Raw genomic sequence first — 24,290 nt, 5'->3', positions numbered from 1 at the left:
TGCTTTTATAAAAATTAAATGATATAGTAATTAGGCAAGTCATGTACAAGTAAGCTGAAAGGGGGTTACGGTATGTCAAAAGTTTGTGCAATTACTGGTAAAGGTCCTTTATCTGGAAACAAGCGTTCTCACTCATTACGTGCTACACGTCGTAAATGGAATGTGAACTTACAAAAAGTCAATGTCATGGTAGATGGTAAACCTCAAAAGATCCGTATATCCGCTCGTGCATTGAGAACATTAAAAAAACAAGGAATATAAGACAGGGCAACCTGTTTTTTTCTATTCACGGAGGTATTTATGATACAGGATGAAGTAATGAAAATCAAGTCTGAATTACCGGCTGATGTATGCCTGATGGCAGTCAGCAAGACCCGCAGCCGCGCTGAAGTAGAAGCGGCATGGCAGGCAGGGATTCATGTATTTGGTGAAAATAAGGTTCAGGAGCTGAAAGAAAAGGCGCATGAAAATGATCCTTTTGAATGGCATATGATCGGTCATCTGCAAACTAATAAAGTAAAGGATGCCGTGCGGCTGACTTCCCTGATCCATTCCGTTGATTCTTTGCATCTGTTAGCTGCCATCGATAAGGAAGCGGCAAAGCAGAATAAATGCATGCCGGTGCTGCTGCAGATTAATTTTGCCAATGAAGAAACTAAATCCGGCTTTACGGTGGAAGAAGCGCCGTTAGCCTTAGAATTAGCCCAGCGATTTGCGAATATCAAGGTTAAAGGCATTATGACGATTGGTGCGCACAGTGAGGATGAGGCACTGATCCGCAAGAGCTTTCAGCAGGCCCATGATTTCTATACCACCTATCAAAAGAAATATCAGCTGGATACTTTATCAATGGGCATGAGCAATGATTATCCGCTGGCTCTTGAATATGGGACAACGTTAATCCGTGTCGGTTCTAAGATTTTTGGTGAACGTCAATATAATCAATAAGACAGCTGCGGCTGTTTTTATTTTACGCTTACGTGACATCGTGGTAAACTAGGTACAAGGTACTATTAGGAGATGATGATATGCGGACAGCACAAATCAAATTATTAAGCGCCATGGCCTTGTGGGGCACTATGTCGCTGTTTGTAAAGAATATCAATCTGACATCGGCTGAAATAGCGTTATACCGAGCAATCATCGCGGTGGTGACACTGGTTTTGCTGCGTGTGCTTCTGCATCAGAAAATTGACTGGCAGGCATGCCGAAAAGACTGGCTGGGACTGTTGATATCCGGTTCTGCTTTAGGGCTTAACTGGACGATGCTGTTCAGCGCTTATCAATATGTATCCGTCTCTGTCGCAACGCTGTGCTACTACTTCGCGCCAACGCTGATTATTTTGTTCAGTGCCCTCCTTTTTCATGAAGTGATGAACCGCCGGCAATGGCTTTGTTTCATTGTCTCCACTCTGGGGCTGATTCTGATTATCAATGTCAGTCATTTAGATCAGCAGCCGGCGTTGCTTAAGGGTATTTTCTTTGGCTTGAGCGCTGCGGTTTTCTATGCCATTATCATGCTGGCAAATAAAACGATTCATCATACCAGCGGTTTGGAACGCACCCTGATTCAGTTAAGTATATCCATCGTATTTCTGCTGCCCTACTGTTTATTTAACGGCAGCAGCATTCAATCAATAACGCTTCCCAGCCTGCTGAATCTATTCATTCTCGGTATTATCTATACCGCTTTTGCTTATTTCCTGTTCTTTTCCGCAATCAAAGAATTATCGGGACAAAAAGCGGCGCTTTTGACCTATATCGACCCGCTGACGGCGATTCTCACTTCAGCGCTGATTCTTCATGAGACCATTGTGCCGATTCAGCTCTTCGGCGGTTTATTAATCATTTGCGCAGCGCTGATCAGTGAATTAACACCGAAAGGCAAAATCAAAGCTGACGAAGCATCGATACATAAGCAGAATGCGCATTAGGACGCTCTTCTTTCGTTTTCACAAATTTATTCTTGAGCCAAAAAGCCTCGCTTTGCGGATTGCCCCGATCAATCGCAAGCTGGCATTTTTCAAAGCCCATTGATTTTAAAAAGTTAAGACAGTCTTCAATTATCTTAGAACCAATATTTTTTCCCTGAGCCTTCTTATCAACCATAAAAAAGCCGATATAAGCCGTCTTTGCCTGCGGATAATCCAGAATCAAATCCATCACCGCAATCAGCTGCTGATCAAAAAAGCCAAGATAATATTTATCCTCAAGCTGTTTATTCGGCGGCAGTGCCTGCATATCCTCAGCAATACTGGCAGTAGTCACAAAAGGCGGATGATATTTATAAAAGAGTTCATTCTTGTGGCACAGCTCATAAATCATACCTATATCATCAACCGTTAATTTTCTGACATCATAGATTGTCGAACAATTTGTAATTTCCATCTATTTTCTCCTCGCAAACAGCATTATCGTTATGTTGAAATATTAAGATAAATTGTATTTAATGTCAAACCAGTTTTTAATTTAAAAAATAATTAGTAAAACTATTTATAACTTATCTTTCAATTTGCTAACTATTAAGCAAATGTTATAATTGGATCATCCAAGAGGCCGCATTTTATATTTATTAACCTGATAAAGGAGTGATTGTGATGAAAGCACACATGCTTATTTTAACTGCCTTCTTATTTTTAACCGGCTGTACCTCGAATAATCCCAATATTATTGAAAAGCCCTCTAATCAAATACCGGAAATAAATCAGAATACTGAAAACCCTATTGATGAAACGATTAGTGCAGCTGATGAAGAAATTTTTAATTATGAAATATATGATAAAGTATACATATTTGATGATCATCTGCGAAATGAATATACTGATGTTCAAACCATTGTTTTTCTTGCGGAAGAGTTAGCATTTTTAAATGATATTTTACAAAGTGAAGTTAATGCAATTATTCAAGAAAATGATTTGAATATGTTAAAGGATGATTGGAGTGTATTTACAGCCCGCAAGGTTGAACTCTACGATACAGGTGATATTTTGACAATTATCATAAAAGACATAATATATGCAAATCACGTAGGTGGACCGTCAAAGAAAAATTATGCTTGCTATCATATCGATAAAGCAGAAAAACAGGTTTTAGACAATGAACAATTTCTTAAAAGAAAGGAATTGGATATCGATGAGCTGCAAAGTAAAATCAACAGTTTATTAGAAAATGAAGCTGGGTATCAAGAGAAAACTGATTTAGATGCATTATGGAAAATTTACGGAACCCAGCTTAATAATGAATCATGTATATTCATAAAAGATGGTACTTTAAATATGTATATTTCAGTATCTGGTTCTATTGGTGAAGGTATAATAAATAAATGTTTTGAATTATAACATTTATACTTACGGTTACTGACTGCTGACATCTAGGTTGACAGTCTTTTTAAACACAGGCAAAAAGAAAAGGGCTAATCGCCTAGCCCTTCATTAATCATCACATTCTATCATCAGCAGCCGCCCCTGATGAACAATTATTTCTGCTTCATCGATAATTTCATTGCTGGTGGTAAACGTATCCCATGGATGAACGATACAATGATCTAAAGGATACGCAACACCCTTCAGTGTAATCACACATTCCTCAAGCGGCATGAAAGAGAGATAGTGATAGTCCCTTTGCTGATGATAGGTACCAGGATCAATCAGGCGGATTCGGTTACGCTCATTCATCAGAGTGATATTGCTTTGATTAACCAGTAATGAAAGATTAATCAATTCATGATCGATGCGGCCGCCTAAGCCGCCATAAAGAATGATCTCATCATAGCCAAGCGAACGCGCGTAGTTGATTGCCGCTTCACTGTCAGTCTCATTCTTGTGTGTATTCAGCTGTATCACCTTCGTATAGGCCTTAAGCTCAAGCAGCTCATCATCACTGATGGAATCAAAGTCACCGATTGCCGCAAGCAGCTCACAGCCCAAACGCATGGCGGTAACCGCACCGCGGTCAATACCGATCAGCGGCAGTTCAAATGCGGGAACTTGTTTGCACAACCCGGCCAAAAGCACTATTTGAGACATTTTAACGTATGCACATTGGCTTTGATATCGCCCTTAAATACATAACTGCCGGCTACCAAAACATCAACACCCGCGTCAACCGCCAATTTACCGGTCTGATCTTTGATGCCGCCGTCAATTTCAATAACACAGGCTAACTGATCCGCATCGATTTGCTGACGCAGCACCCTTACCTTATCCAGCATCGCCGCCATGAATGCCTGACCGCCAAAGCCCGGCTCTACCGACATAATCAGCACTAAATCAACTTCCGGAAGGATGTTTTTTAAACGTTCAGCCAGTGTTTTTGGCTTGATGGAAATACCTGCCTTAGCACCCAAGGCATGAATCTTTCTTGCCAGCTCAATACATTTTTCTTCATCGTTAAACACTTCATAATGAAAGGTGATCACATCCGCACCGGCATCGATAAACACCGGCGCAAAGAAAGTCGGATCTTCAACCATCAAATGCACATCCATCACTAAGTCAGGACAACGTTTCTTATAGCCTTTTAAAATATCCGGGCCAAATGTCAGATTAGGTACAAAATGTCCATCCATCACATCGAAATGAAGCCATTTTGCTTCACTGGCGCACAATTCATCACACTGTGATTCAAATTTTGAATAATCCAGCGATAAAATCGATGGTGCAATGATTAATTCACTCATAAATTACCTCCTGCGGCCTTGCTTGATCAGTGCCGCTACGTCTACATAGTTCTGATATCGGATTGCTGAAATACGCTGATTCTCCACACCCTGCTTTACCTCACAGCCCGGCTCGTTTAAATGCACACAGTCACGATACCGGCAATGCATCGCTGCATCCTTAAAATCAGGCAGACGATGTGACAGCTCCAACAAATCCATTTTTGAAAAGTCCAAAGACGAGAAGCCCGGTGTGTCCGCTACCCAGCCGCTGCCGATAGCATAAAGCTCACAATGCCGTGTCGTATGCTTACCGCGGCCTAACGCCTTGCTGATCTCCTGAGTATTTAATTCAAATTCCGGATTGATGCGGTTCAGCAGACTCGATTTGCCGGCACCGCTTTGACCGGTTAAGACCGATATTTTATCATTGAAGCATTCCACTAGTTCATTCTCATCAAAATCATGGCCGGTGACATATACTTCATAACCGCTGCGGCGATAATCTTCAATCGCTTCATGGATCGGATCATCAGCGCTTACCAGATCCATTTTGCTGACGCAGAGTACCGGTGTAATATTCGCCATGACAATCTGAAAAATCAGCCGGTCGATCAGCACCGTGGAAAAATCAGGATCTTTGCTGGACATGACGATTACCGCCTGATCGACATTGGCGATTGCCGGACGAATCAAGTAGTTTTTACGTTCCTCAATCTTTTGAATACCGAATTGATGGTCAAATTCATCCACCCATACATGATCACCGACTAGCGGCTTGCGGTCTTGTCTGAGCTTTCCCATCGCAACACAGAGCTGCTTGGTGCCATCTTCAAATAGCACGATATACTGATTGGATATATTTTTTAAAATTGTTCCTTTAATCATATTAGTAATAGTAAAGAGCGATTACACTGTCCTTGGTCTGTTTATAATAGGTACCTTGGGCAGGATCAGTCTTTGTTACCTTTCCGGGAACGATATTCATCAATTCCTCATCACTTAATCCATCGGTTGACTGCTGGTTAGGAATCGGTGTGGCCCCTTTTTCAATCAGCTGCCGCATCGCATCCTCAATGGATAAGCCCACCACGTTAATCATTGTAAATTCAGGCTCCACAGCATATTCCAAACGGATGACATTATTGCGGCTTGACGGATCGATACGGTCGCCCGCTTTAAGCAGATCCTGGGATATAATCGTGCCTGTTTCAACTTCCGATGGATTCTTCTGAACCTGAACCGGTGTTACCTTTATTCCCTTCTCACGCAGCAGCTGTTCAACCTCTTCAAATTGTCTGCCGGTATAATCTTCAACCGTAAACAGCGCGCCCTTGGAAATCGTCAGCGTAACGGTAGAACCCTTTGCCGCCTCGGTATTTACGCTTGGATTGGTGCGGATGACATTATTTTCAGGAATCGTATCTGAATTCTCATACTGCTGACTGATAACAACATCAAAACCAGCGGCCACAAGCTCATTCTGCGCCTGTTCTACATTCATATTCGTCACATCAATAATATTTACCATTTCCGGGCCAAACATACTGCCAAACATTCCTGAAAAGTATATAATCGCTGCCGTCGCGACAATAGTAATAGCAATTAGCAGCACGCCGACGACACTCATAAATCGATTGGCAGCCGGTGCTTCCTTTTCACTTTCAGCCGGTGCCTCGCTGACATGTGACAGCACCATCGTTTTAGCGCCCTCATTCACAACTTCATCAAAGGTGGTTTTAGGCACATCCGCATATTCCGGAAGCAGACAGCAGCACAGATCCTCATACATTTCCTGAGCGGTTTTGTAACGCTGCGCGCGATTCTTAACGGTTGCCTTGATAATGATATTCTCAACCGCCTGCGGCAGTGATGGATTAAATTCACGAATGCTTGGAATTTCTTCACTTAAATGCTTCATCGCGATCTGTACCGGATTATCGCCATGGAACGGTACATCACCGCTCAGCAATTCATAGAAGACGATGCCCAAGGCATAGATGTCGATCTGATTGGTAGCCGGTTCACCGCGTGTCGTTTCCGGTGCCAGATAGTGAGCCGAACCAAGCACTGAATCGCTTTGTGTCAGCTGAACGGCATCGTGAGCCAGCGCGATACCAAAATCGGTGATTTTAACGGTGCCGTCATCCTTGATCATAATATTCTGAGGCTTGATATCGCGGTGTATAATATGATGCTCATGCGCATGCTGAACCGCCGATACAACCTGCTTCATGATATTGACCGCTTCTTCCTTATGCAGAGCGCCGCGCAGCTGAATCAGCTGTTTCAGCGTCCGTCCCCGCACATGCTCCATCACGATATAGTGACGGCCCTCATATTCGCCTACATCATACACCTGAACCACATTGGGATGATTCAGCTTGCTGGCAGCATTCGCTTCCCGCTGAAAACGCAGCAAGGTTACCGGGTCATTACTTAGCTCACCGCGCAGCATTTTAATCGCTACCTCACGGTTTAAAATCGTATCGACAGCTAAATAGACATCAGCCATGCCGCCCTCTCCCAATGATTTAATGATTTGATAACGCTCGGCAATCATCTTATCCATTCAGGTCACCTTCTCTTTGATCAATCAGAATGACCGTAATATTATCCAAACCGCCCTCTGCCAATGCACTGTCAATCAGCTTACGGGTGCGAACCTTGATTCCCTCATTCATCAGCAGAATCTCATGGATTACCCCTTCCTTGACATAGCCATGCAAACCATCGCTGCAAATCAGCAGCTGACTGTAATCATTGTTGATGCGGGCAATATCCACCCGGACATTATCCCATATACCCAGGGCATTTGTCAGCACATGACGCTGCGGATGATTATGCGCTGTTTCCCGGCTCACTTCACCGCTGCGCAGTAAGTCGCTTAAAAGATTATGATCCTCGGTCAGACAAATCAGATCATCATACATCGCATAGGCTCTTGAATCACCGATATTAAACACATATGAATTTAAACTGGTAATTAATATGCCAACCATCGTCGTACCCATGCCATGCTGAGAACGATTGCTTGTCGATTGCGTAAAAATCGCGTCATTCACTTCATTGATTGTTTCATGCAGCCAGCGCTGTACATCCTCATCATTATTCAAGCTCGGATTCTTTAAAAAACTGGCCCGCATACTCTCAACAGCCAAGGAGCTTGCCACATCGCCGGCCTTACCGCCGCCGATGCCATCACAGACAATGGCCATAAAGTCGTTATTGATATTAAAGGTAGCACAAAAGCTATCCTGATTGACACTGCGTACAAGGCCAATATCACTCATTCCATAAAAATGCATTACTCACCCTCCATCCTCTGCTGCTCATGCTTCGCCCGAAGCTGACCGCAGGCCGCGTCAATATCGCCGCCATGCTCCTTGCGGATCGTCGCACGGACACCTTGCTTCATCAGCTTATCATAAAAACGCATGGCGCTTGCGCGGTCAACACTGCGATAACCATGTTCATCTACTTCGTTATAAGGAATCAAATTCACATACGCATTCAAGCCATGAATCAGCTTAGCCAACTGAGCCGCATGACTATCCTGATCATTAATTCCTCTTAGTAAGATATATTCAAACGTTAAACGCCGATTATTTAATTCACAATATTCTCGAATCGCCGCCATCAGCTCTTTCAGCGGATAAGCCTTATTAATCGGCATCAGCTTATCGCGCAGCTCATCATTAGGCGCATGCAGCGATATAGCCAGATTATACTGTACCTGCATCTTCGCAAACTCTCTGATTTTCGGCACAATACCGCATGTAGAAATCGTCAGATGCCGAGCACCGATAGCCAGCCCGCGGTCATGGTTGACAATTTCACAGAAAGCCATGACATTCTCAAAATTATCAAACGGCTCGCCGGTACCCATCACTACAATATTTGACACCCGATCATTCACAGCATCAAGATCCTTCTGCACCGCCAGCACCTGGGCAACGATTTCACCGCTGCTTAGATTCCGTTTCTTCTTCAATAAACCAGAAGCACAGAAATCACAGCCCATGTTGCAGCCAACCTGTGATGTTACACAGACACTCTTGCCGAATTCATACACCATCATGACCGTTTCAATCAACGAACCGTCACTTAATTCAAACAAATATTTTGTTGTGCCATCTTTTGAAACTTGTTTTTCCTTGACGACGCATGCTTCAAGCGTAAACATTTCTTTCAGTTTTTCTCTTGTATCTAAACTCAGATCGCTCATTTCATCAATGCTGTTGACACGTTTGCGGTACAGCCATTCAAAAATTTGCTGACCGCGGAACTTTTTCCATCCCTGATCAACACAAAAATCACGAAGCTGATTAAAGGTTAAATCATATAAACTTTTCATTTTATCACCTTTAGATATTTTACCATAAATTCCAATCATCAACGTAATAAAATGCCAAAACAATCTTAAGCTTTGACTTTAATCAGCCGGCATAGATAACTCCAGCTCATTATGTTATAATCATTACGAACAAGGAGATTAATAATAATGAGTAAATTTCATAAAGAAACATTAAAATGCCCAACCTGTCAGGAAGCCATAGAAGCTGTTTTTTGGGACAGCATTACCATAGATGAGAATGCCGAGATGCAGTTTAAAGAAGATGTAAAGACCGGTAAATTATTTAAAGCTGTATGTCCGCATTGCAAGATGATGTATCATTTAAACTATCCGCTGCTTTATACTGATAAAACTAATCATTTCATGATTTACTATATTCCTAACGAAAGTAAGAATGCCCAACTGACATTCCCGGATACAAGTGATAAAGCTTATACATACCGCATAGCCGGTACTTATTTTGAATTTATCGAAAAGATTTTGATTTTCGAAAATCATTTGAATGATATTGTTATTGAATTAATTAAAGCGGTTATGCTTCAGAAAGAGAAAAATCTTCAGAAGAGTCAAGGCGTCTACTTTGCCGCCCTTTCCGATAAGAAGCTGTCTTTTCAGATTCTCGGCCATGAGCATGCCTTTATCAGTTATCCAAGAGACGCTTATGAAGAATTAGCAAAGGGATTAAAATTCAAAGCGGTCGATGATTTCCAGCTGATTAATCTGAAAACCTTTAATAACTTCTTAATCAGCAATAACCAATAGCATAAATCAACTAAGCGAGGATAAACACTCAATTTAAGGGGAGGCTGAACTAATGCTGACAAAACCAATGCATGGCTGGAGTGATTTTCAATTAGCCGGAACTTCTGTGTATGGATTGAGTTATCTTGATGATATTGCAATCGAATGGGTGACGCAGGCAATCCACGGTCTTGAAACAATGCTGCCATTTTGTGTTAAAGGCTTTTTAGAACCAAACCGCTTTTTATGTACTGTAAGCTACTGGAACTGTCATATTATATGTGAAGATGATGAACGCTATCCGTTAAATAAAAAAGATGTCATCAATGAGCTTTCTCATACAAATATGCTGCAATTTTGCCAAGCGCTTTATGATGATATAAGTCAGAATTTAGATGAATGGGCAGCCTTTGTAGATTACGATAATGAAGACATGGTTAAAAAGAAAGCGATGCTTGCTGAAAAATTAATGATTTTAAAAAGGCTGATATCTGAAAGAGAGGAATGGTTTGGCAATAATCGCTGTTTCCTCTAATCAGCTATTCATATGAAAATTCAAAATTATTCTAACAATATTTTATTTGCTAAGAACTGTCAATCAGTTCTTTTTTCTTAACAAGAAAATCCTCCTGACAGGCACCAGCCTATCAAGAGGATTCTTTTATTTCTATTCAGGTTTGAATTCAGGATATTCCCTCTTTACAACCTCAGCACAGCGGTCGCACAGACCATGCTCATTGGTATCATTATGAACAGTCCAGCAGCGAGGACATACGATGCCGTCCATCTTTTCAACGGCAACTGAACATACCTCATAGGCTTTCAGGGCTGTATTTGTCAATACCGCTTCTGAGACAATCAGCCATTGTGCAAACTTGCCGCCCAGCATTTCATCAACGATTTTCGCATCTTCTTCACTCAGATTCACAAGAACCTTAGCTTCCAATGATTTACCGATAATCTTCTCAGCACGGGCTTCTTCCAATGCCTTAAAAATATCCGAGCGAATCAGCAGCAGACGTTCCATCTTCGCTTTAATCGCTTCCGCATTTTCCATTTCCACAGCCTTAGGGAAAGTCTGCAGATGGATGCTTTCACTGCCTGGCTTAAAGAAATCATTAATCTCTTCAGCTGTATGAACGAGAATCGGCGCCCACAGACGCAGTAGCGCATCACAGCACATAGCTAAAACACTTTGTACCTGACGGCGGCGCGGATCATTCTTCGCTTCAATATACAGGATATCTTTTGTGAAATCCAGATAATAAGCACTCAGCTCATTCGTCATGTAATTTGTTAAAGTGCTGGTTACATTCGCAAAATCAAATTCATCATAGCTCTTGATAACCTCTTCAATCACTTCATTCAGCTTGATAATCATGTATTGATCAATATCTGTAAGATCCTTGACAGCTACCAGTTCATGCTCCGTGAAATCTTCAGGATTGATATTGGCTAACAAGAAACGGAAAGTATTTCTAACCTTACGATAGTTTTCCGCACATTGTTTCAAAATATCATCAGATACACGAACATCTGCCTGATAATCGATAGAAGCGCCCCATAAGCGGAGAATATCAGCACCATACTGTTTCATTACCTTTTCCGGTGATACTGAATTACCGCCTGATTTAGACATTTTCTCACCCTTGCCGTCAAGAATAAAGCCATGGCTTAATACTTGGCGATAAGGTGCAACACCGTACATCGCAACAGCAATAATTAAAGATGAATTAAACCAGCCGCGGTATTGATCACTGCCTTCTAAATATAGATCTGACGGGAATTTCATGCCGCGTTCAACTAATACACCAGTATGTGATGAACCGGAGTCAAACCAAACATCCATCGTATCCAGTTCTTTACGGAATTGGTTATTCGGTGAACCAGGATGCGTAAAGCCTGCCGGCAGCAGATCCTTCGCTTCACGTTCAAACCATACATTACTGCCGAATTCACGGAACAGGCCAGCTACATGCTTAAACACCTTTTCATCCATAATCGGCGTATTATCTTCAGCATAGAAAATAGGAATTGGCACACCCCATGCACGCTGACGGGAAATACACCAGTCACCGCGGTCACGAATCATGTTGTAAAGGCGTGTCTCACCCCATGCCGGTGTCCATTTTACTTCTTTGATTTGTTCCAGCAGCTTTTCACGAATCTTATCAATGGAAGCAAACCACTGATCCGTTGCACGGAAAATAATCGGCTTTTTGGTACGCCAGTCATGCGGATAGGAGTGAGTGATCCATTCCATCTTCATCAACGCGCCTAATTCATCCAATTTCATCACAACTGTCTTATTGGCGTCATCCACAAACTGACCCTTTAAGAAATCACCGGCCTCAGCCGTCAGACAGCCATGCTCATCTACCGGACACAAGGCAGGCAAGCCATATTTACAGCCAACGATGAAGTCATCCATACCATGTCCCGGAGCCGTATGTACACAGCCTGTACCAGCTTCCGCCGTAACATGATCACCCAGAATAATCACACTGGTGCGGTCATAGAACGGATGCTTGGTCGTAATCATTTCAAGCTCTTTGCCCTTAAATGTTTTCAGGATTTCTTTTTCCTGTAAACCAAATTTTTCCCATAAGCTGTCAACCAATTCTTTTAAGACAACCAAATTACCCTTTTCACTCTTCACTAAAGCGTATTCCAGACGTTCATTTAAGCAGATTGCCAGATTCGCCGGGATAGTCCACGGGGTTGTTGTCCAAATAACAAAACTGTCCGTTTCTGGATTCAGCAAGCCTTTGCCGTCTTCAACATTAAACTTAACGAAAATAGTCGGTGATTTGATATCATGATACTCAATTTCAGCCTCAGCTAACGCACTTTCACTGGATGGTGACCAATAAACAGGCTTTAGCCCCTTATAAATTAAACCATCCATCGCCATTTTGCCAAAAATCTCAATCTGGCGGCTTTCAAATTCCTTCTGTAATGTAATATAAGGATGATCATAATCAGCGACTGTACCCAGTGCCTTTTGATCCTTCATCTGATTCGCTACCTGCTCCATCGCATAATCATAGCAGTGCTTTCTGAATTCAGCTAATTCCATTTTCTTACGGTCATAACCAAGCTTCTGCATCGCATTTTCAATTGGCAAGCCGTGAGTATCCCAGCCCGGCACAAAATCAACTCGGTAGCCTTCCATAAACTTAGAACGATTGATAATATCCTTTAATGTCTTATTCAGCGCATGACCGATATGCATAGCGCCATTGGCATACGGAGGCCCGTCATGCAATACAAAATCCTCTGCCCCCGCTCTTTTTTCCAGCATCTTCTCATAGAGATGCATTGATTCCCAACGCTCTTGAAATTTTGGTTCTTTGCTTGGCAGTTTCCCTCTCATTTCAAATTCAGTCTTGGGCATCAGTAATGTGTCTTTAAAATCCATTTCTCTTTTCCTCCCTGAAACATAAAAAAACGTCCTCATCTAAGGACGCTGACAACGTGGTACCACCTTAGTTCACAGCTTGCACTGTGCACTCTTTCCCCTATAACGCAAGGCTTTACGGATTTCCCTACTCAATTCAGAAAATCAGCTCCTAAGTGATCTCCATATGAACTTCACTCTGATTTCCACCAGCCATCAGATCTCTATGCATTCATTCATAAGGCACGTCTTATTCACAGCTTTTACTTTTAATCTTTTAATAAACTCAAATCCGGCAGCGGCGGAACTTCAAACGATTCCAATGCATTCGTCAGTTCTTCAAGCTGTTCCATCATCCGGCTTTTTACCTCACCGGTTTCTTCACCAAGCTTGCTGACTTCAAGCAGAATCTGCTTAGCCGAAGCCAATGCCTCCTGAATAATCACATCCGCATTATCCTGGGCCGTCGCTACGATCACATTTGCCTCACGCAAAGCAATCCGTGCGATATCTTCAGCCGCCTGTTCCTTCATCCGCAGTTCACCTGACAATGTCGTATATTTTTCTTTCATATCCTGACATTGCTTTTCTAATGTTTCACAGCGATCCGTATACAGCTCCAGCTTTTTTTTCAGTTCGTCAAGGTCATCACTCATGCGCCCGATGCAATCATCGACCTGATAGCGGTTATAACCGTTACGCATTATTTCAAATTGTATCTTTGACATTGTGCTCACCCCTTACTGAAATAGTCCCAGTTCAATCACATAGTGCTCTTTTTTTGTCTGCTTGCATATACCTTTATAGATAAAACGTCCATATCCGCGGATTGAAAGCACAGCATTATTATTGCACAATGCGCTGCAATCTTCAAGCAGAAGATGATTCACCTGCACATTTCCGCCCTTAATCAAAGCCGCAGCCTTGCTTCTGGACAAATTGCAGCAAGCAGCAACCAAGGTATCCAAACGATTGCCGGAGACAATTTTCTGTATCCAGCGGATATCCTTTTCAATGACAGCCGGCTGATCACAGATTTTAAAGCGGATTGAAGCCCGGCCAATCTTACGGCATTCATCAATAATATATTGTGCTACCTCACTGACAGTATATACATAAATCACACCCTCTTTAACACTGATATCACCAAACTGATCGCTGCGCAGGCCAATATTCAGCAAAGCACCCAGCGCATCCCGATGACTCAGCTTAACATAGGTCTGAGCATACTCCGCCTTCAAAAGTGTCAGATCGACTTTTTGATCTTCTGATTCATCAAAACATAGCAGCGCCCGTTTTTTCTCCGCTTCTGGATAACCGCCGTCAAGCTTCATAAAACAGCGGCTGCCAACAACCTTCTTCAGCACTTCCTGCTCAGGTTCATTTAAAAAAGGTGTGATAATCTGACGATGCTTAAACACAACCGCATCTACTAGATCATCAAACCGTTTTGCTTGTTCTTCATATCCTTTAAAATGAATCAGCCAATCATTGTTCATCTTCACCATCAACGTTGATCTTACCATTTACACCAATTGATTTCGGCGCGCACAGGATAACATTCTGACCAATTTTCTGAATCGTTCCATCAAGTGCAAAAACAACACCTGTCAAAAAGTCAATTGTACGCTGAGCATAATCACGCTGTAACTTATGTAAATTAATCACGGCAGCTTTATTATCCTTTAAACGGCGTCCAATCTCTTGAGCCTCATCAAAAGAACGTGGTTCAAACAATACCATTTTTGTATCAAAACTGGCATTAGAAACAACTTTAGACTTAGGTGCTTCGTATTTACTGATTGCCTGAACTTCCTCAGGGTCTAGTTCCAGTACTTCATCTTCATCCATTGGAGCTATAAATTCTTTAAATTTATCTTTGATTCCCATAATGACTCCTCCATATGCTTTTTCATTATATCATATCCCTTCCAATAAAAAAAAGGAAAAGTCAAAACTTTCCTTTCTTTCACAGAATTTTCATCGACTTTTATCGACAAAGACACGTTCTTTCTTCACTAATATGACATCTTCTCCGATATTGGTAATCTGTTCGACATTAATCTTTTCACAGCAGTCATTAAACAGCCATGGCAAAAAACGTGCAATTCCCCGTTTTATTTCACAGACATAAATCGTTTTTACACAAAGACACTGATCCAGCTCCATATCACTGATCAGGCCAAGCTCCTTGCCGTCAACACTGATTACTTTTTTGTGCAGCAATTCATTCAGCTTCATATGATCACCTATTCTAGTCTATGGTGAAATTTAAAAAAAGTTCCTGTTTAATCAAATTCTTTTCTTAAACAGGCAATCGCACTCTTTTCCAGCCTTGACACCTGAGCCTGTGAAATCCCCATTTCGCGGGCTATTTCACTTTGCGTATTGTCGAGAAAATAGCGTTTACGCAGAATCTCTAATTCCTTAGGCTGAAGATTTTTCATACTCTTCTTTAAAGTCAGCAGATTATTCAGCAAAGCAATTTCATCCTTGCTGTCCTTAATCTGATCAACAAGCATCATCTCATCACCGTCACTGTTATACATCGGCTCAAAAATAGAAACGACACTCTGTACTGAATCCAATGCTTCCACAACATCCTTGACTTTGACCTCACACGCCTGCGCCAGATATTCAATGCTTGGTTCACAGCTGTTTTCATGCATATAGGCTTCTTTTATTTTGAAGATCTGATAAGCCAAATCCCGGCAGTGACGAGATACCCGCATGACCTGATTATCACGCAGATAGCGCTTAATTTCACCCATAATCATCGGTACCGCATAAGTCGAAAAACGCACCTCATGCTTTAAATCAAAATTATCGATTGATTTAATCAAGCCGATACAGCCAACCTGAAATAAATCATCCATATTATCACAGCGCGATGCGAAACGCTGTACAATGCTTAATACCAGTTTTAAATTACCTTGAATTAATGTTTCCTTGGCACTTAGATCCCCCGCCTGCAAGGCTTGGAACAAACGTACCATTTCCGCATTATTTAAAACCTTCAATTCATTTGTGTTGATGCCACAAATATCTACTTTATAACGACTCACAACGATCCCTCCTGCATGATTTCATTGTCCCCTTAAGTTGTTAGGGATATTCAGCAGGCAGGGCATTTCCTTTTATTTACAGCGGCAGCAGGAACCAAATTCAAAGAGGATAATTGCGGAAAATATGCTTAGCATTTTGCAGCTGCTGGCTGTTTAATATGATAGCATAAGACGCAAGCTGTACCGCAATTGACGGATTGTTTCAGCAGTTATATAATTGAGAAAATACAATCAGATTTGTTTAAAGCGTTAAAGTAAAGCAATCTTGATAAATCAAAAGGAGCATTTATGAACAGCAATAATCAATTGGTTACAATTTGGATGTTTACAGGGATGCTGGCTGGACTGGCAATAGGCTGTTTTGCAGGCATTTCTCAGGGCAAGATGGGGACATTTATGTGTTTAGGACTTGTTTTAGGGATGATTGTTGGCATAGTGATAGGCACAGCTGTTAAAAACTTTAAAACTAAGAAATGAAAAATTTATTTGACTGATTGAAAAAACTAACTTGCTAAGGATATTCAATCAGGGCATTTTCTTTTATTTACAGCATAAATAACAAATGGTCAGGCATATTAGCTGACCATTTTTGTCTATTGATTCACTTAAACATTCATTTTGATATAGTATCGCTTATTAACATCTTCACCAATATTCACCCCAAGAATCACAGATAGTTTACCGTTTTCATCAATATAAAGGCAAGAACTTTCTTCATTGAGCTGTACACCATACGGATCAAACCAGTGATATTTTTCTGTTGAATAGTAAACATAATGTTCATTTTCTTCTACATCTTTATCAAAAACGCCCAATGGAATATCAACTACATTAATTCCCATTTCCGCTAATTGTTCAGTTATCTTCTCTTCATAGGTTTCCGCCGTATAACCAAACGTAGCTAATAAATCAAGATTTGATAATGTTTTATGCGTGCTAAAATCATAATTATAGGCTATAAAAATTCGATCATCATCAATATTCCACATACCACCAGCTGCTTTTGAATAGAAACTCTGCCATTTCAATAACACAGATAAGCAATGATCATTCTCATATGTTTTAAATTCATGGACTGCCTTTATATCATTTTCTATAAATTTGTCTTTTTGATAAGTTCCGCTTACTCTGCGATATGTCATTTGATTCACTTGTGAAGCTTCTTCATTATTGATATTGATGAATGGATAGATGAAAGCACCGGTTGTACAATTCAGCCAATCCTCGCAGACACCTGTACTTTCTTGTGCAACATTATAAACAAACACATATTCTTGATCAGGAATTATTTTCACCGCATCTTTTTCAGAGGAAGAGTTTATTAGCTGCACCTGATTTTGCGGGGTAATCTCTGTACTGAAAAGCCGTTTGTTTTTATCCACTTTTAATAATACATACACTGGCTGAATAGCTTTCTGCCGTACATTTATATGATTTACACTACTTTGACAGCCGCTTAGCATCAGAAGCAGAAAAATTATTAAATATTTCATTCTGCTTCCTCCTTTATCGGCATAACAAAGCTTTCATAATAAACAGGCTGGTGATTAATAAATTGATTACGCATACTCTTGATTGGCACGATAATATTAAGCTGACCGTTATCATCAAAAAACAAATGAATAGTAGGAGAACTATTAAAATACTCAAGCCGCTGTGATTGTTGTAAGTGGTGAGTATATTTATCCCAAAGCAAAACTCCGTCCTCTAATTCTAAAGGAAATACATTTGTTTCATTAATATAATATCCCTTCAACAAGATCTGTTTTTCGATATAGTCAATCATTTCAGACATAGTGTAGCCTGAACGCTTTAATACTTCTTCTTGGGTAAGTATGCGATTATTATTTAAATCAATATTAACAGGCAATATTGTGAAAGCCGTGTCTATGATACTATCATAATAGTTGTAAGTTCTAATGAACTTAAATAATACAGTTACCATGTCCTCTGATTGAAATTGCTTTGCTTCTAAAATATACACCTGTTCATCATCCGTATGATTTACCACATATGGATAAAATGTATAATACAATAATTCAAGATTCTGATTAAATTTGGATACTTCTTCATTATCAACATTGATAAAAGGCAAGTAAAATGAACCGGTCCTTGTTTTGAACCAGTCACCTTCTGTTTCATTTTCAACTGCCGCATCTAAATAGTAGACATAATCATTTTCCGGATGAATCTTGTGTAGATCGTTTTGAGATAATGCTGAGGAATTGAATAACAAAAAGCCAAGCATGACCAAAATATATCGTTTCATTAAACCCTCCCCTTTCAGGGTCTATACTCTATCTTAATATATTTTATATTTAATCCAAAACGTGAATCATATCCTTCTCGATAATTATCGTGCCCTTTTTATCATCAATACCATATAAAATTTCCTTTTGAGCTAATAGATCAATCAGCTCATCATTTGTTGTTTTGTTCATATCAATCAATATCTTTGTCTCACTTGTACAATGATTTTTCGCTGACGGCGTCTGATTATTAGGGTTGCCTTCAGGTGCTAATTCCATCAGCTGAAGAATTAAATCCGCGTCAATGGTCTGACTGAATTTCGCATTCTGATCATACTCTGTACAAAAGGTTACCGTACTGATATTCTGTTCGGAAATATTTGTTGGTTCAATATAAATATTAAGCGTTATAGGATTTTGATTAAAAGTGATGTAGAAATATACGGAGGTAAATAGAATAACTGCAGCAATACTTAATATAAGGTACTTCTTCATACACATTCCTCCCACTGTCCAACAATAAATAATTCATTCATTGTTTTCTATATTTTTATTATACTGCATCAAAGCGGGTAACACAAAAAAATGAGCATTAAATGCCCATTCTCATAGATTTATTTCCCCTGCCAGCGCTTTAATGTCGGCAGATACGCCAATAATTGTTCTCTCGCTTCTTCAACATTCAGGTTCAAGTTGTTTTCTTTATTCCATTCAGCCAGTGATTGTAAATTCTGTTCAGCCAATTCAGCCATTGTCAGATCTGCTGTAAAGGCGCCGTGCTGATAACAAAACGCGCAGTATTCGTGAGAACGGCGGCCATCACTTTCACTCCCTAAATCACTTTCCTTCGTCATTGTCATACCGCAGCTTTGACAAATGCTGACTGGCTGACCCAATAGTTCATCCACAGAGATGTCAAAGGTTTTCGCAATCAGCTTTAACGTATCAACATTGGGAATCGTTTCGCCTGTCTCCCAGCGTGAGACTGCCTGTCTTGTGACAAATAATCTAGCCGCAAATTCATCCTGAGACAATTTCAGTTTTTTGCGTAAATCAAGGATTACCTCTTTTGTTTCCATGATAATGCCTCCTTTATCTCATTCTATCATTGCCAAAACTGCCCGGCAAGCAACCCCTTGTTGCGTTTTAATCCGCAAATTGTTCAATCAGCTCTTCCCGGCTTGCTGATGACTGCTTTTTATCCAATAAAATCAGTACGCTCACCGCTCCCAAAATCAACAGACAGCCTATGATTTTACTAACGCTTAATGCCTCGCCGAATAACATCCATTCCGCAAGCACTGCCGTCACTGGCTCAAACATACAGAAAATAGCCGCCGTAGAAGCACCCAGATACTTAATGCCTAGCTGTAAAGTAAATACCGCAAAAAACGAACAGCCAAAACCAATCAAAAAAGCATACCCATAAGCGGCAAGCGGCAGCTGCCAAACCATCTTATTTAACACTAAATTGTAGAAAAACATTACAAAGCAGGCAATCAGCGCCAGATAAAATGTCAGCTTGTATGAATTTAACTGATTTAAGCGGCGCCGTTCCACACCCGTCATATAAAACGCGTAGGAGATGCTGGAGGCGATAGCTAGAAGGATACCTATTGAAGAATTACCATTGCCCGGTTCAAAAAAGAAGAAGATGCCCAGCGTTGCAGCCAGCAGCACCAACACCGTTGACTTTGCTAAATGTTCTTTATAAAACACATAATTAATCAAAGCTACAAAGGCGGGATAAAGGAAGTGCAGGGTCGTCGCTGTTCCCAGTGAAATATAAGAATAAGCATTATACAGCAGCAAAGCGGTAAGCGTTATGCCAAAGATGCCGACCAGAGCCGTATTCTTAAAATCCTTGCGGCTGATAGCAAAGGAAATGTGCTTTTGTTTCATCAGCACAAAAAGGATCATAATCGCAAATACATTTCTCAAAAATACAAGCGTTTCCGCATTGGCTCCCAAATCATAAGCCTGTGAGCAAAGCAATGGCATGATGCCAAAAGAAACCGCTGATAATATCGTATAAAAAATCCCCTTTTGTTTCATATCTAACCTCCGCATAATATTGCGAATAGTTTAGCACAAAATAAGGGGATCAACAATCTATTTTGTATGATTCAGCTGCACTTTAAGCTGAGCGATAATTCTTTTTTCAAGTCTGGAGATATAGCTTTGTGAAATACCAAGCTTTTGCGCGATATCCTTTTGTGTACATTCATCATGTTCAATGCCATAGCGCATCTGTAAAATCAGCTTTTCTCTGTCCTTCAAGGAATCCATTGCCTTCAGCAGCTCACGTTTATTTTCATTCTTTTCAAATTCCTTAGTTACTAAATCATCATCTGTACCGATAATATCACTCAGCAGTAATTCATTGCCGTCATAATCGACATTCAGCGGTTCATCCAGCGATACTTCACTGCGCCGTTTGCTTTTCTTGCGCAAAAACATCAGAATTTCATTTTCAATACAGCGGGACGCATAAGTTACTAACTTAATATTTTTATCACTCTTAAAGGTGTTCACCGCTTTAATCAGACCAATGGAACCGATACTGATCAGATCTTCCATAAAAATCGGGTTGGTTTCATAACGTTTGGCTATGTAAACAACCAATCGAAGATTATGTTCCACAAGCAGATTGCGGGCTTCAAGATCGCCATCTTCCCAGCGTTTGATTGCTTCCTTTTCTTCCTGTGCGCTTAACGGCTGCGGCAGTACATCACTTCCCTGAATGTAATAAACCTCCTGCTCAGCCTTTTCCCGAAATAAAAAATCAAAGATTCGTTTTATGAATTTCATGTTTATCCACCTCACTTATCTGCCGCAGATTCAGCAAGCAGTCTGCCTGCATCGGGAAATGCTGATCACCAACAACTACCATTACACTCATCCAATTTCCTCCTTTGACCCTGACATCACTCAATTTTCCTTCTATTTCTACTTCATTAGACAATGTATGCATTTTTCCCTTGATTATGTCTCTGCCTTTGATTTTTTCAAAAACTTTAGGACGTACAAACATGACGGGATAGCCTTGAATCACACAGTTATTGCCGCTGTCTAAGTAACCGCGAAGCGTCAGTGAACAGCATTCAACCGCATAGACAAAAGCCAGCTGGTTCAAAGTATGTCCCCATTTCATAATCAAAGCCGCTAATATGATCAGCAAAAGCAGCCAGATCAAAAACGGATTATAATCAAGGGGCGGAAACCATGTAAAGTTATAGATACTGCCGCCGGCCAGCTTGAAACAGCTGCCAGTTATCAATAGGCGCAGAGCGATTGATGCGAAATAAGCGCTGAGCCGATATCGAAAAAACAGCCAGGCGCACAGCCCTTCGATGATCAGCAGCAAAGCAGCAGCCCAAGGATGGAAACAAAAGCTGGCAAGGGCCGCAAGTAAAACCGCATAGCTCACACATTTTCTTAAGGCCAGCGGATAGGCCGCCGCATAGAGGGCAGTCAGCACACTTACCAGATTGACCAGAAGCGCTTGAATGAAAGCAACCTCCACATAACTTTCCATGTTTCACCTCCCCTATGAGTATAATGGAAGCGCTCAGTAAAGTTTGTCGGATTTTTTATAACAGAAAAGCAAAAAGATGCTTGACACAAGCACCTCCCTTTGATTCTTCAAATATCAGCCCTTCTTATTCATATTTCTTGCCAGCCGCATAAACAGCAAGCAGCAATGCAAGCAATAAACCAAACATCACAAAAATTTTTATTGTATCCCAAAAAGCGATGCCAAAATATGTGACGCTCACTAAGCAAATGAATGGATAAAGAAGCGCGCCTAAAAGCATGCCGGCTTTCATAACAATGCTGATAATCGGCCAATTACTATTATTAAATCGCAGACCTGCCAGATGGATGCGAAAAACACCCTGCGCATAATAATTAATCTTATTTTCATCATAATAGCTTGGCAGCAGTTCTTTGGCAAAGAAGCAGAACCAGCCGGCAAACAAATACATCATGCCCATAAACAGCAAAACATTTTCCGCTAATGCATGCCATGTCAAGCCGATCCGCAGCAGTAAAGTAATTTCAGCAGCCCCAATTAAAAGGCAGATCAAATAAGCCAGCCGCCAGCCCTGACGTCTTTGTTTTATCGTATGCTGCAGCGTTAAGTCCAAAGAATCAGTAACTAAACGCTCTACCTCATCAGCATTCAATACCTGATCCTCATTGATCTGTTCACCCCGCAAAAGCTCAGTAACGCTGACATGCAAGACCTCGGCAAGCGGAATCAATAAAACCACATTAGGAATGCTTAAGCCGCGCTCCCATTTACTTACCGTCTTATCGGATACAAACAGCTTATCTCCTAACTCCTTCTGTGTCATATTCCCTTCTTTACGCTTTGCCGCAATGAAAGCGCCGATTTTCTGATTGTCGATCTGTACCATTGTATCACCTCGCTAAAATAGTACCGTGCATAGACAAAAATTACAATCGACTGTCGGTAGATATCCCTTTTTAAGCTTTAGAATCCCTTGTTCTTCAATCCAATACCAAATTACTTGACTTAGTCATATAAAGGTGTATTATTGACTTTGTCAAGTATTTATTGACAAGCTTATGCTTCATAAAAGTCAAATACTTCTCAATAAATAAAGTTCTGATCAAAGGATCAGCGGATTGGAGATAAAGAATGTACGATTTTTTAAATTCACCTTTTACACTGCGAGGCGTAATACTTAAAAACCGGCTTGTATTTGCCCCTACGACATTGGGACTTTCAGCCAATGAAGCAATGGAAAAGCTGGGACGTATAGCCAAGGGCGGAGCTGCCTTGATCATTCTTGGCGATGTTGCTATTGAACCGGCGCGCGGGTCTTCCCTATTTGAAGAAAATGGCTTTATAACCTATCAAAAACTGATAACGCATATCCATGAATTCGGCGCGTTAGCCGCGGCTCAGCTGCATATGTCTGATTCTGACATTAAGGGTATGATGAAATATATGCCGGATATTAAAGCTGGCCGTTATTCGCCAAATCAATTGCGCGCTTTACTGAATGATCTGACTGCGGATTATATAACCTCAATGCCGATTGATCGAATCAAAACAATTATTAAACAGTTTGGCGAGGCGGCAAAACTGGCGCAGAAGGCTGGCTTTGATATCATTCAGATCCATGGCGACCGCATGTGCGGCAGTATGTCTTCAAGCATTTATAATCATCGCATTGATGAATATGGCGGCAGTCCTGAAAATCGCGCCCGTTTTGCCTGTGAAGCAATCATGGCGGTGCGTGAAGCTGTACCCGATATGCCTATCGATTATAAGCTGGCAATTCGTCAGGAAAATCCCCATTACGGCAATGCCGGTGTATTAGAAAGTGAATTAGCTGTTTTCGTGCCGCTGCTTGAAGCCGCCGGTGCTGATGCTTTTCATGTTGCTTTAGCAAATCATTCTGACTTATCTGATACAATACCGCCCTTAACCCACCCATACTTCAAAACGGAAGGCTGCTTTCTGAAGTATTGTGATGAGGTGCGTGAATTAAGTGATAAACCCTTATGCGGCGTCGGCCGTCTGACACATCCTGATATGATTGAAAAACAGCTGTCTGAAGGACGCATTCAATTAGCCGCAATGAGCCGGCAGCTGTTAGCTGATGATCAATGGCTGAATAAAGTCAATGCCGGACGTGAAAATGAAATTCATTACTGCATGGCCTGCAACAAGAAATGTCTGGGCGGCATGCAGGCTCATCAGGGCACACGCTGCATCTATGATAAAAACTGAAAATTCCAGTTAAACATTAAACCAATAAATAAAGAAAAAGACACTTGATGC

Annotated in this window: 29 protein-coding genes and 1 other annotated feature; of the genes, 8 read left to right on the top strand and 21 right to left on the bottom strand. The window is 41.0% G+C overall.

The features are described 5' to 3' along the window. Window positions 1–72 precede the first annotated feature (72 nt). The 3 genes from rpmB (at window position 73) to DAHG_RS02635 (ending at window position 1,934) form a co-directional block, all read left to right on the top strand. Window positions 73–261, top strand: a complete 189-nt coding sequence (gene rpmB / locus DAHG_RS02645) for a 50S ribosomal protein L28 (protein WP_022936768.1) — start codon at window positions 73–75, stop codon at window positions 259–261. Window positions 262–300: 39 nt separating this feature from the next. After that, window positions 301–948, top strand: coding sequence for a YggS family pyridoxal phosphate-dependent enzyme (locus DAHG_RS02640; RefSeq protein WP_022936767.1), 648 nt, complete (start codon window positions 301–303; stop codon window positions 946–948). An 80-nt stretch (window positions 949–1,028) separates the two neighbouring features. Beyond that, window positions 1,029–1,934, top strand: coding sequence for a DMT family transporter (locus DAHG_RS02635; protein WP_022936766.1), 906 nt, complete (start codon window positions 1,029–1,031; stop codon window positions 1,932–1,934). Here DAHG_RS02635 and DAHG_RS02630 read toward each other — a convergent pair. After that, entirely contained in the window at window positions 1,891–2,388 is a 498-nt protein-coding gene (locus DAHG_RS02630; protein ID WP_022936765.1) for a GNAT family N-acetyltransferase, read from the bottom strand. The genes DAHG_RS02635 and DAHG_RS02630 overlap by 44 nt on opposite strands. A 209-nt stretch (window positions 2,389–2,597) precedes the next feature. On the opposite strand from DAHG_RS02630, the gene DAHG_RS02625 reads away from it, so the two are divergent. Next, on the top strand, window positions 2,598–3,338 hold the full coding sequence (locus tag DAHG_RS02625; protein ID WP_022936764.1) for a putative periplasmic lipoprotein: 741 nt from the start codon (window positions 2,598–2,600) through the stop codon (window positions 3,336–3,338). Between the two features lie 93 nt (window positions 3,339–3,431). Here DAHG_RS02625 and DAHG_RS02620 read toward each other — a convergent pair whose 3' ends face one another. From DAHG_RS02620 to rlmN, 6 genes are read right to left on the bottom strand one after another with little or no spacing between them, the layout of a single operon-like run. Then, window positions 3,432–4,025 carry a thiamine diphosphokinase gene (locus DAHG_RS02620; protein ID WP_022936763.1) on the bottom strand — a complete coding sequence of 198 codons (594 nt, stop codon included), beginning with the start codon at window positions 4,023–4,025 and terminating at the stop codon, window positions 3,432–3,434. Continuing rightward, complete coding sequence (rpe, locus tag DAHG_RS02615; protein WP_022936762.1) at window positions 4,013–4,678, bottom strand: ribulose-phosphate 3-epimerase; 666 nt, start codon at window positions 4,676–4,678, stop codon at window positions 4,013–4,015. Before rpe ends, DAHG_RS02620 begins: the two co-directional genes overlap by 13 nt. 3 nt (window positions 4,679–4,681) lie before the next feature. After that, window positions 4,682–5,545: a ribosome small subunit-dependent GTPase A gene (rsgA, locus tag DAHG_RS02610; protein WP_022936761.1), complete on the bottom strand. Its 864-nt coding sequence runs from the start codon at window positions 5,543–5,545 to the stop codon at window positions 4,682–4,684. Between the two features lies 1 nt (window position 5,546). Beyond that, window positions 5,547–7,229 (bottom strand): Stk1 family PASTA domain-containing Ser/Thr kinase, encoded by a 1,683-nt coding sequence (gene pknB, locus DAHG_RS02605; protein ID WP_022936760.1) that lies wholly within the window; start codon window positions 7,227–7,229, stop codon window positions 5,547–5,549. After that, on the bottom strand, window positions 7,222–7,965 hold the full coding sequence (locus DAHG_RS02600; RefSeq protein WP_022936759.1) for a Stp1/IreP family PP2C-type Ser/Thr phosphatase: 744 nt from the start codon (window positions 7,963–7,965) through the stop codon (window positions 7,222–7,224). Before DAHG_RS02600 ends, pknB begins: the two co-directional genes overlap by 8 nt. Continuing rightward, entirely contained in the window at window positions 7,965–9,014 is a 1,050-nt protein-coding gene (rlmN, locus tag DAHG_RS02595; protein ID WP_022936758.1) for a dual-specificity RNA methyltransferase RlmN, read from the bottom strand. The genes DAHG_RS02600 and rlmN overlap by 1 nt, the downstream gene beginning before the upstream one ends. Before the next feature lie 147 nt (window positions 9,015–9,161). Between rlmN and DAHG_RS02590 the strand changes: the two genes are divergently transcribed. Together DAHG_RS02590 and DAHG_RS02585 are read left to right on the top strand one after the other, a co-directional pair. Beyond that, entirely contained in the window at window positions 9,162–9,776 is a 615-nt protein-coding gene (locus tag DAHG_RS02590; protein WP_022936757.1) for a CpXC domain-containing protein, read from the top strand. Window positions 9,777–9,828: 52 nt separating this feature from the next. Then, window positions 9,829–10,290 carry a hypothetical protein gene (locus DAHG_RS02585; protein WP_022936756.1) on the top strand — a complete coding sequence of 154 codons (462 nt, stop codon included), beginning with the start codon at window positions 9,829–9,831 and terminating at the stop codon, window positions 10,288–10,290. Window positions 10,291–10,422: 132 nt separating this feature from the next. Here the strand turns inward: DAHG_RS02585 and ileS are convergent, their stop codons facing one another. The 6 genes from ileS to DAHG_RS02555 all read right to left on the bottom strand — a co-directional run bounded on the left by ileS (window position 10,423) and on the right by DAHG_RS02555 (window position 16,220). After that, entirely contained in the window at window positions 10,423–13,176 is a 2,754-nt protein-coding gene (ileS, locus tag DAHG_RS02580) for an isoleucine--tRNA ligase (protein ID WP_022936755.1), read from the bottom strand. A 38-nt stretch (window positions 13,177–13,214) separates the two neighbouring features. Next, window positions 13,215–13,422, bottom strand: a binding site (T-box leader). A gap of 2 nt (window positions 13,423–13,424) precedes the next feature. Continuing rightward, window positions 13,425–13,883: a DivIVA domain-containing protein gene (locus DAHG_RS02575; RefSeq protein WP_022936754.1), complete on the bottom strand. Its 459-nt coding sequence runs from the start codon at window positions 13,881–13,883 to the stop codon at window positions 13,425–13,427. Window positions 13,884–13,895: 12 nt separating this feature from the next. Further along, window positions 13,896–14,654, bottom strand: coding sequence for a YlmH/Sll1252 family protein (locus tag DAHG_RS02570; RefSeq protein ID WP_022936753.1), 759 nt, complete (start codon window positions 14,652–14,654; stop codon window positions 13,896–13,898). Then, complete coding sequence (locus DAHG_RS02565; protein ID WP_022936752.1) at window positions 14,644–15,045, bottom strand: cell division protein SepF; 402 nt, start codon at window positions 15,043–15,045, stop codon at window positions 14,644–14,646. Before DAHG_RS02565 ends, DAHG_RS02570 begins: the two co-directional genes overlap by 11 nt. 90 nt (window positions 15,046–15,135) lie before the next feature. Next, window positions 15,136–15,396 (bottom strand): hypothetical protein, encoded by a 261-nt coding sequence (locus tag DAHG_RS02560; protein WP_022936751.1) that lies wholly within the window; start codon window positions 15,394–15,396, stop codon window positions 15,136–15,138. Between the two features lie 47 nt (window positions 15,397–15,443). Beyond that, the gene (locus tag DAHG_RS02555) at window positions 15,444–16,220 is read right to left on the bottom strand and encodes a SigB/SigF/SigG family RNA polymerase sigma factor (RefSeq protein ID WP_022936750.1); all 777 of its coding nucleotides are present in this window, start codon (window positions 16,218–16,220) and stop codon (window positions 15,444–15,446) included. 288 nt (window positions 16,221–16,508) lie between these two features. Between DAHG_RS02555 and DAHG_RS02550 the strand changes: the two genes are divergently transcribed. Further along, the gene (locus DAHG_RS02550; RefSeq protein ID WP_022936749.1) at window positions 16,509–16,697 is read left to right on the top strand and encodes a hypothetical protein; all 189 of its coding nucleotides are present in this window, start codon (window positions 16,509–16,511) and stop codon (window positions 16,695–16,697) included. Window positions 16,698–16,825: 128 nt separating this feature from the next. On the opposite strand, the gene DAHG_RS02545 is transcribed toward DAHG_RS02550, so the two are convergent. The 8 genes from DAHG_RS02545 to DAHG_RS02510 form a co-directional block, all read right to left on the bottom strand. Next, complete coding sequence (locus DAHG_RS02545; RefSeq protein ID WP_022936748.1) at window positions 16,826–17,713, bottom strand: hypothetical protein; 888 nt, start codon at window positions 17,711–17,713, stop codon at window positions 16,826–16,828. After that, the gene (locus DAHG_RS02540) at window positions 17,710–18,489 is read right to left on the bottom strand and encodes a hypothetical protein (protein WP_022936747.1); all 780 of its coding nucleotides are present in this window, start codon (window positions 18,487–18,489) and stop codon (window positions 17,710–17,712) included. The genes DAHG_RS02545 and DAHG_RS02540 overlap by 4 nt, the downstream gene beginning before the upstream one ends. A gap of 49 nt (window positions 18,490–18,538) precedes the next feature. After that, the gene (locus tag DAHG_RS02535; protein WP_022936746.1) at window positions 18,539–18,964 is read right to left on the bottom strand and encodes a hypothetical protein; all 426 of its coding nucleotides are present in this window, start codon (window positions 18,962–18,964) and stop codon (window positions 18,539–18,541) included. A gap of 119 nt (window positions 18,965–19,083) precedes the next feature. Continuing rightward, window positions 19,084–19,548 (bottom strand): zinc ribbon domain-containing protein, encoded by a 465-nt coding sequence (locus DAHG_RS02530; RefSeq protein WP_022936745.1) that lies wholly within the window; start codon window positions 19,546–19,548, stop codon window positions 19,084–19,086. A 67-nt stretch (window positions 19,549–19,615) separates the two neighbouring features. Beyond that, complete coding sequence (locus DAHG_RS02525; protein WP_022936744.1) at window positions 19,616–20,524, bottom strand: DMT family transporter; 909 nt, start codon at window positions 20,522–20,524, stop codon at window positions 19,616–19,618. Between the two features lie 57 nt (window positions 20,525–20,581). Further along, window positions 20,582–21,280 carry an RNA polymerase sporulation sigma factor SigK gene (gene sigK / locus DAHG_RS02520; RefSeq protein ID WP_022936743.1) on the bottom strand — a complete coding sequence of 233 codons (699 nt, stop codon included), beginning with the start codon at window positions 21,278–21,280 and terminating at the stop codon, window positions 20,582–20,584. Then, complete coding sequence (locus tag DAHG_RS02515) at window positions 21,255–22,007, bottom strand: sigma-E processing peptidase SpoIIGA (RefSeq protein WP_022936742.1); 753 nt, start codon at window positions 22,005–22,007, stop codon at window positions 21,255–21,257. The genes sigK and DAHG_RS02515 overlap by 26 nt, the downstream gene beginning before the upstream one ends. Window positions 22,008–22,131: 124 nt before the next feature. Continuing rightward, complete coding sequence (locus DAHG_RS02510; protein WP_022936741.1) at window positions 22,132–22,893, bottom strand: helix-turn-helix domain-containing protein; 762 nt, start codon at window positions 22,891–22,893, stop codon at window positions 22,132–22,134. Between the two features lie 245 nt (window positions 22,894–23,138). Between DAHG_RS02510 and bilR the strand changes: the two genes are divergently transcribed. Then, a complete protein-coding gene (gene bilR / locus DAHG_RS02505) occupies window positions 23,139–24,239 on the top strand; it encodes a bilirubin reductase (RefSeq protein WP_022936740.1) in 1,101 nt (366 codons plus the stop codon). The last annotated feature ends 51 nt before the right edge of the window (window positions 24,240–24,290 follow it).

Source organism: Dielma fastidiosa, assembly GCF_000313565.1.
Taxonomy (GTDB): domain Bacteria; phylum Bacillota_I; class Bacilli_A; order Erysipelotrichales; family Erysipelotrichaceae; genus Dielma; species Dielma fastidiosa.
The sequence above is the reverse complement of the archived record's forward strand: the minus strand, read 5'-3'. Positions and strand labels throughout refer to the sequence as shown.